Consider the following 3,083-nt stretch of genomic DNA (forward strand, 5'->3'; position numbering starts at 1 on the left):
GCAGGGGCGTACAGCAGCGAAGTGCAGCGACGCGTCACGGGCAGGGGATCCGCTGAGCCACCTTGGGGTGCACCTTCAGTGCGACCAGGGGCGAACAGTCCGAATGGAACTGGGCGGCAAGGAAGAGAGCTTCGGCCACGGAAACCATCGCCACCGCAACGCCGGTACGAGAAGGGTGACCATGGCACGGACCGAGTACTACCAGGAACAGCCGTCCGCGAGGTGAAGGAAGAGACCGGGCTGGACGTAGAGATCACCGGGCTCGTGGGCACGTACACCGACCCTCGCCACGTCATCGCCTACTCGGACGGTGAGGTGCGCAGGCAGTTCGACGTCTGCTTCACCGCTCGTGTGGTCGTCGGCTGATCGCACCCGCGACCCGGTCGAAGATCGTCCCTTGACGGGAGAGGCGGTCCTGATACCGGAGGTGTGTCGTCAGCAGTCCTCGGTCGGGTCGTTGCGGTTCAGTTTCTCCAGGTATTCGTGGGCCAGGCCCGTCGCGCGGGTGAACCAGTCGGTGATGATCGCCAGTTCCTCCGGGGAGTAGTCGGAGAAGAGGGCTGTCAGGCGCTTGTAGTGGCCCGCGTACACCGCCTCGACGCGGGTGACCGCGTCCGGTACGGCGGCCACGCGCACCCGGCGGCGGTCCTTCGGGTCGGGGCGGCGGGTGACGTAGCCGGCGCGTTGCAGGCGGTTGAGGATGCCGGTCACCGCGCCCGTGGTGACGTGGGCCCGGGCCGCGAGGTCGCCCGCCGTCAGCAGGTCCTCGCCGGCTTCCAGGACGAAGCCGAAACACGTCAGGTCGGTGACGGTCAGGCCCAGCCGCCGGGCCAGCTCCTGCTGTCCGATGAGGTGGGCGGCGATGAGGTGGTCCATCGCCGACAGCGCCTCGGCCGGAGTGGCGGGCGGGCGCGGCGTGCCGTGCATCTTTCGCAATCCCTTAGTTCGTGAGATATTCGGTCTGTAAACTTCTTAGCCCGTGAGGGAATGGGTCCGTCCCTGGAGGCGTTCCATGAGTCTGTACGACGAGGGTCACACGATCGCCGGCTGGACCGGCGTCGCCATCACGACCGTCGGAGGTTCCGTGGCGGGGCTGGGCGTGTGTACTTCCTCCCTTCCCTTCGTCGGCGCGGGACTGGCCGTGGTGGTCGTGAGTGCCCTGGTGACCTGGGCACTGCACCTGTCCGGCTGGGGCAAGCCGCCCGGGGTGCGCCCGCGCGACCAGTGGGGGATGCGGGTCCGGGACACGCAGGCGCGGGAGGGTCACGAGGCGTGCGTCGGGTGCCGGCTGGCGGGCCGGGGGCGGAAGCGATCGGACGAGGCACCGGCTGCCCCGGTGCCGGTGCCGGTGCCGGTGCCGGTCCCGGTGTCGGCTGCGGCGCCGGCTTCGGCGCCGGGTGCGATTCCTGCCGAATCGATCCCTCTGTCCCCTGTCGAGTGAACGGGCTCACCTCGGACGGCAGTTGCCGATCGTCGACCCTAGCTAATGCACGTCTCCGCAAACTGGCTAGGGCCTGTCCGGCGGATCATGTGACTTCTTCAAGTTCCATTCGTTGGCATGTTCATGGGGTGAGGAGATCTCACGAGTGAGGAGTGGGCCCGGCTGAAGCGGCATCTGCCGAAGTCCGGCCAGCGTGGCGGTCGTTGGGCCAGTCATCGCAGGGTCATCAACGGGATCCTGTACCGGAATCGGACCGGAGTACCGTGGCGGGACCTGCCTGCACGTTTCGGAAGTGGAAGACCGTATACGAGCGGCACAGACGCTGGTCGGCGGACGGCACCTGGGACGGGCTGTTCGCGCAAGTCCTGGCCGATGCCGACGCGGAGGGCCGTATCGACTGGTCTATGGTGAGTGTGGACTCGACCACCTGCCGGGCCCACCAGCACGGTGCCGGAGCACGCAGAAGACCACCGCGGCTGCCGGGAAAAGAAGAACGCCCCAGCAGCACCGCCCCGACGAGGGACTTGGACGCTCCCGGGGCGGGCTGACCTGCAAGATCCACCTCGCCGGGGAGGCCGGACGCCGCCCTCTGTCCGTGGTGATCACGCCGGGTCAGTGGGGTGACGCCCCGCAGCTCATTCCCGTCATGGAACGCATCCGCGTCGGTCGGCTCGGCAGCGGTCGTCCTCGCACCCGGCCGGATCACCTCGGCGGCGACAAGGCATATTCCTCCCGGCGTAACCGCCGCTACCTGCGACGACGACAGATCAAGCACACCATCCCCGAGCCCAAGAACCAGCGAGCCAACCGCAAACGCCGGGGCAGTAAGGGCGGACGGCCCGCCGGCTTCGACAAGGCGATCTATAAGCGCAGGAATGAAGTCGAGCGGACGATCAACGCCCTCAAGAACTCCCGGGCCGTCCACCAGGTATGACAAGAGGGCCTACATCTTCCACGGCACCGTCACCCTCGCATCGATCCGGCTCTGGCTCCGCCCATAAGCCACCTGGCAGGCCCCGCAATCGACCCATCCCTCGCCACCCGGGGCCCTGACCTGCACTTCCTCTCACAGCAATTGTGTTTGACGGGCCACGGCGGGCACCTGTTTGCTGGGCCGGTGACCGACCTTCGCATCCAAGTGGTGGACGACGACGCCTCGATCCATGACTGGCAGTACGTCCACAACCTGATCATCCCCGGAGACGTGCTGTCGCTCGAAGACGTTCGTGCCCGCAGCGGCCGCAACCACATGGAGGTCGCCTACCTCGGCGACGTCCTGATCGGCTGCACCACCGTGCGCCCGCCCACCGAGGACAACGGCGCCACCGCCACGGTCATCGCCCGCGTCCTGCCCGAGTACCGTCGCCGCGGCCTCGGCACCCAACTCTACGAGCGCGCCCTGGGCCAGGCCCGCGCACTGGACGCCCAAGTGATCGAGACCGTAGTACTGGCCTCCAACCCGGACGGGCTGCGCTTTGCCGGCCAGCAAGGCTTCGTCGAGCTCGAGCGCTATCTGCTGCGCGAGGGCGACACCGTGCCCTGGATTGACCTGCGCCTAGCCTCCGGCCACGAAGGCCAGGATGTCGGGTAGTGCCTCTCGCAGACTCGCGAAGTGGCGGTGCACGCCGCCCACCGCGACCGG

3 protein-coding genes and 3 pseudogenes are annotated in these 3,083 nt (G+C 68.0%); 4 read left to right on the top strand and 2 right to left on the bottom strand.

Annotated elements, in window-relative coordinates:
- Positions 1-78 precede the first annotated feature (78 nt).
- Positions 79-363, top strand: a pseudogene (locus tag IE312_RS44320) (NUDIX hydrolase); the annotation flags it as partial.
- A 72-nt stretch (positions 364-435) separates the two neighbouring features.
- Here the strand turns inward: IE312_RS44320 and IE312_RS27140 are convergent.
- Positions 436-927 (bottom strand): MarR family winged helix-turn-helix transcriptional regulator, encoded by a 492-nt coding sequence (locus tag IE312_RS27140; RefSeq protein ID WP_189984939.1) that lies wholly within the window; start codon positions 925-927, stop codon positions 436-438.
- Positions 928-1,012: 85 nt separating this feature from the next.
- Here IE312_RS27140 and IE312_RS27145 point away from each other — a divergent pair, with 85 nt between their 5' ends.
- The 3 genes and pseudogenes from IE312_RS27145 to IE312_RS27155 all read left to right on the top strand — a co-directional run bounded on the left by IE312_RS27145 (position 1,013) and on the right by IE312_RS27155 (position 3,032).
- Positions 1,013-1,441, top strand: coding sequence for an HGxxPAAW family protein (locus tag IE312_RS27145; protein ID WP_229900486.1), 429 nt, complete (start codon positions 1,013-1,015; stop codon positions 1,439-1,441).
- A gap of 162 nt (positions 1,442-1,603) precedes the next feature.
- Positions 1,604-2,442 (top strand): annotated as a pseudogene (locus tag IE312_RS27150) (IS5 family transposase).
- 116 nt (positions 2,443-2,558) lie between these two features.
- Positions 2,559-3,032 carry a GNAT family N-acetyltransferase gene (locus IE312_RS27155; protein ID WP_189984940.1) on the top strand — a complete coding sequence of 158 codons (474 nt, stop codon included), beginning with the start codon at positions 2,559-2,561 and terminating at the stop codon, positions 3,030-3,032.
- Here the strand turns inward: IE312_RS27155 and IE312_RS42030 are convergent.
- A pseudogene (locus tag IE312_RS42030) lies at positions 2,997-3,083 on the bottom strand (phosphatase); the annotation flags it as partial. The gene IE312_RS27155 and the pseudogene IE312_RS42030 overlap by 36 nt on opposite strands.

This window comes from Streptomyces capoamus (assembly GCF_014654935.1).
In the GTDB taxonomy this organism is placed as follows: domain Bacteria; phylum Actinomycetota; class Actinomycetes; order Streptomycetales; family Streptomycetaceae; genus Streptomyces; species Streptomyces capoamus.